This is a genomic window from Quisquiliibacterium sp. (assembly GCF_982640115.1).
This window is the reverse complement of the sequence record NZ_CEXFHW010000257.1, coordinates 1-4,023: the sequence shown is the minus strand read 5'-3', so window position 1 is coordinate 4,023 and position 4,023 is coordinate 1. Positions and strand designations below refer to the sequence as shown.

Here is a 4,023-nt window from a genome sequence, read left to right as displayed (position 1 = left end):
GACCATGCCTGCCGCCCAGCCCGCGCCTGCCGCCTCCGCCCTTGGCGGCTACCTGCTGCTCTTCTCGGGCATGGCCCTGGTCGGCAGCTACACCGCACTCAGCAAGCCGCTCACCGAGGTGTTCCCGGTGTTCCTGCTGGCCTGGCTGCGCTTCGGCCTGGCGGCGCTGCTGATGCTGCCCTGGAGCGGCGGTCTCGCCCAGGCGCGTCCACACGCCCGGCTGCTGTTCGCGCAGTCGTTCTTCGGCAACTTCCTGTTCTCGATCTGCATGCTCGCCGGCCTGTCGCTCACCTCGGCGAGTGCCGCTGGCGTGATCCTCGCCACCCTGCCGGCGGTGGTGGCGCTCGGCGGTCATGTCTGGCTGCGCGAGCATCTCGGGTCGCGCGGCTGGACGGCGGTCGGGCTCGCGGTGGGGGGCGTGGTGCTGCTCTCCCTGGCGCGCGGCGATGCTGGCGGAGCCGGCTCGCTCGCCGGCAACCTGCTGGTGCTGGGCTGCGTGGTCTGCGAGGCGATCTATGCGCTGCTCGGCCGGCGACTCACGGCGCAACTGCCGCCGATGCGGATCTCGGCCTGGATCAACGCGATCGGGCTGGCCCTGATGACCCCACCCGGGCTGTGGCAGGCGCTGCACTTCGACTTCGGCGCGGTGGGCCTGGGCCACTGGCTGCTGCTCGCCTTCTACTCCGTGTCGGCAAGCATCGTCTCGGTCTGGCTGTGGCTGTCGGGCCTGCAGCGGGTGCCGGCCGGACACGCCGGAGTCTTCACCATCGCGATGCCGCTGGCGGCCACGGCGGTGGGCGTGGCCGCGCTGGGCGAATCGGTGGGCTGGGCGCATGCCGTGGCACTGGCGATGGCGGTGGCCGGCATCCTGCTGATCGCGCGCGAAAGCGCCGGCGCCGGCCGCCCGCGCAACCCATGAACCGGCCCCGACCGGATACCCACCCGTCCCGACGCATCCCGACGCGCAATCCCCCCGAACCGCACCGGCCTCGGCTTGACATCGCCTGCCCCGGTGGGCACTCTGCGCGCCAGTCGATTGACTGCGGCGGGAGAGATCACCCGCGGCATCGCGGGTGGCGCCGAAGGTGTATCGCCCCGAAAACTCTCAGGCAAAAGGACTGCCGCAGTTTCGACTCTCTGGAGAGAAGGCGCGCGCCCGCCCCGGCGGTCGCGGCGGCCTCGCCGAAGGAAACAGGCTGACCGCGCCCGGCCCGGGCCGCGCTCGCTGAATGTCTCAGGCAAACGGACAGAGGGGGTTCCCGCACCGGCGGCCGCCAGGCCGTCGCCACGCGCCCACGGCCGCCCAGGAGCCCCCCATGGACAACCCCGCAGACCTCCGCTACACCGCCAGCCACGAGTGGCTGCGCGACAACGGCGACGGCACCGTCACCGTCGGCATCACCTTCCATGCCCAGGATGCGCTGGGCGAACTGGTCTATGTCGACCTGCCCCAGCCCGGCCGCCAGGTGAGCGCGGGCGAGGCCTGCGTGGTGGTCGAGTCCACCAAGGCAGCCTCCGATGTCTACGCGCCGGTCGACGGCGAGGTGCTCGAGGTCAATGCCGCGCTGGCCGATGCGCCGCAGACCGTCAACGCGTCGCCCTTCGCCGAGGGCTGGCTCTTCCGCCTGCGGCCCAGCCAGCCCGGCCAGGCCGCCGGCCTGCTCAGCGCCACTGACTACAGCGCCGGCCCCGGCGCGGCCTGAGGAGCATCGCCATGAGTTCAGCCGATGCCATCGGCGGCGTTCGCTCGCTGTTCGCCGACGACGAGTTCCATGCCCGCCACCTCGGGCCGTCGGTCGCCGAGGAGACCGCGATGCTCGCGGCCCTGGGCTATGCCGCCCGCCAGGATCTGATCGCGGCCACGATGCCGCCGGCCATCCGCCTCGCGCAGGAGCCTGATCTTCCTGCCCCCGCCACCGAGGCTGCGGCCCTGGCCGAACTGCAGGCCATCGCCGGGCAAAACCAGGTCTGGCGCTCCTACATCGGCGCGGGCTATCACGGCACCCTCACGCCAGAGCCCATCCGCCGCAACCTGTTCGAGAACCCGGGCTGGTACACCGCCTACACGCCCTATCAGGCCGAAGTGGCGCAGGGCCGCCTCGAGTCGCTGCTCAACTTCCAGCAGATGGTGGTCGAGCTCACCGGACTGCCGGTGGCCAATGCCTCGCTGCTCGACGAGGCCACTGCCGCGGCCGAGGCCATGGCGTTGTGCCGGCGGGCCTCGCGCAGTGCGAGCCAGACCTTCTTCATCGATGCCGGCGCGCATCCGCAGGTGATCTCGGTCATGGTCACCCGCGCGCGCTGGATGGGTCTGCAGCCGCAGGTCGGCGACCCCGACCGCGACCTCGATCCGGCCACGGTCTTCGGCGCCCACCTCCAGACCCCAGATACCGAGGGCCGGGTGCGCGACCACGGTGATCTGATCGCGCGGCTGCGCGCCGCCGGCGCGCGGGTCTGCGTGGGCACCGACCCCCTGGCGCTGATGCTGATCCGCACCGCGGGCGAGATGGGCGCCGATGTGGCGATCGGCTCGGCGCAGCGTTTCGGCGTGCCGCTGGGCTTCGGCGGCCCGCACGCCGCCTTCATGGCGGTGCGCGAGGAGCTGGTGCGCATGATGCCGGGCCGCCTGATCGGCGTCTCGCGCGATGCCGCCGGCAACCCGGCGCTGCGCATGGCGCTGCAGACCCGCGAGCAGCACATCCGGCGCGACAAGGCCACCAGCAACATCTGCACCGCGCAGGCGCTGCTCGCCAACATGGCCGCGTTCTATGCGATCTACCACGGCCCGCAGGGCCTGCTGCGGATCGCGCTGCGGGTCAACGGTCTGGCGCGGCTGCTGCTGGCGCTGGCCGGCCCGACGCTCGCGCCCCGGCATGCCGAGTTCTTCGACACGGTGTGCATCGATGCCGGCGAGCGCGCGCCCGCGATCCTGGCGCGCGCCGCGCAGTGCCGCATCAACCTGCGCGACCACGGCCAGGGCCGGCTCGGCGTGAGCCTCGACGAGACCGTCACGCTCGCCGACATCGCCGATCTTGCCTTCGTGTTCACCGGCACCCGGCCCGACGCTGCGCTGGTGGCCTCGACCGCTGCCAGCCTGAGCGCCGAGCCAGCCAGCCTGCCGCCGGCGCTGCGCCGCGCCACGCCGGCGCTCACCCACCCGGTGTTCAGCCGCTACCACAGCGAGACCGAGTTCATGCGCTACCTCAAGCGCCTCGAGAACAAGGACATCTCGCTGGTGCACTCGATGATCCCGCTGGGCTCGTGCACCATGAAACTGAACGCCGCCGCCGAGATGGCCCCGCTCAGCTGGCCGCAACTCGCCGCGCTGCATCCGTTCGCGCCTGCCGAGCAGGCCCGCGGCTATGCCGAGATGCTCGGCCAGCTCGGCCGCTGGCTCGCGCAGATCACCGGCATGCACGCGGTGTCGTTCCAGCCCAACTCCGGCGCGCAGGGCGAGTACGCCGGTCTGCTGGCCATCCGCAGCTACCTCGCGGCGCAGGGCCAGGGCCACCGCGATGTCTGCCTGATCCCGGCCTCGGCCCATGGCACCAATCCGGCCACCGCGCAGATGATGGGGCTGCGGATCGTGGTCGTGGCCTGCGACGCGCAGGGCAACATCGACATGGCCGACCTCGCGGCACGCATCGAGGCCCACCGCGACCGGCTTGCGGCGCTGATGGTCACCTACCCGTCCACGCACGGCGTGTTCGAAGCCGGCATCCGCGAGGCCTGCGCCCAGGTGCACGCCGCCGGCGGCCAGGTCTACATGGATGGGGCCAACCTCAACGCGCAGGCCGGCCTGACCTCCCCCGGGCACATCGGCGCCGATGTCTGCCACATGAACCTGCACAAGACCTTCTGCATCCCGCACGGCGGCGGCGGCCCCGGCATGGGTCCGATCGCGGTGGCCCGGCACCTCGCCCCGCACCTGCCCGCCGATCCGCTCGTGCTGGGCCGCGCACTGGCCCGCGGCGCGGCGCAGGCCGGCGCAGGCGAGGCCGCCCCGGCGGGCGTGGGTGAAGC

The 4,023-nt window shown here is 72.6% G+C and carries 3 protein-coding genes and 1 riboswitch; all 3 genes read left to right on the top strand.

All coding sequences use genetic code 11. The features are described from left to right. The first annotated feature begins 4 nt into the window (after positions 1-4). Complete coding sequence (locus AC2H6A_RS18390) at positions 5-919, top strand: DMT family transporter (RefSeq protein ID WP_484275169.1); 915 nt, start codon at positions 5-7, stop codon at positions 917-919. A gap of 117 nt (positions 920-1,036) precedes the next feature. After that, positions 1,037-1,131: riboswitch (glycine riboswitch) on the top strand. Between the two features lie 185 nt (positions 1,132-1,316). Beyond that, a complete protein-coding gene (gcvH, locus tag AC2H6A_RS18385) occupies positions 1,317-1,703 on the top strand; it encodes a glycine cleavage system protein GcvH (RefSeq protein ID WP_484275168.1) in 387 nt (128 codons plus the stop codon). 11 nt (positions 1,704-1,714) lie between these two features. After that, positions 1,715-4,023 (top strand): aminomethyl-transferring glycine dehydrogenase (gene gcvP, locus AC2H6A_RS18380; protein ID WP_484275167.1); only part of this gene is annotated, 2,309 nt, incomplete at its 3' end.

Coding starts and splice junctions, on each gene's coding strand:
- AC2H6A_RS18390 (WP_484275169.1), top strand. CDS start 5: ATGCCTGCCGCCCAGCCCGCGCCTGCCGCCTCCGCCCTTGGCGGCTAC.
- gcvH (WP_484275168.1), top strand. CDS start 1,317: ATGGACAACCCCGCAGACCTCCGCTACACCGCCAGCCACGAGTGGCTG.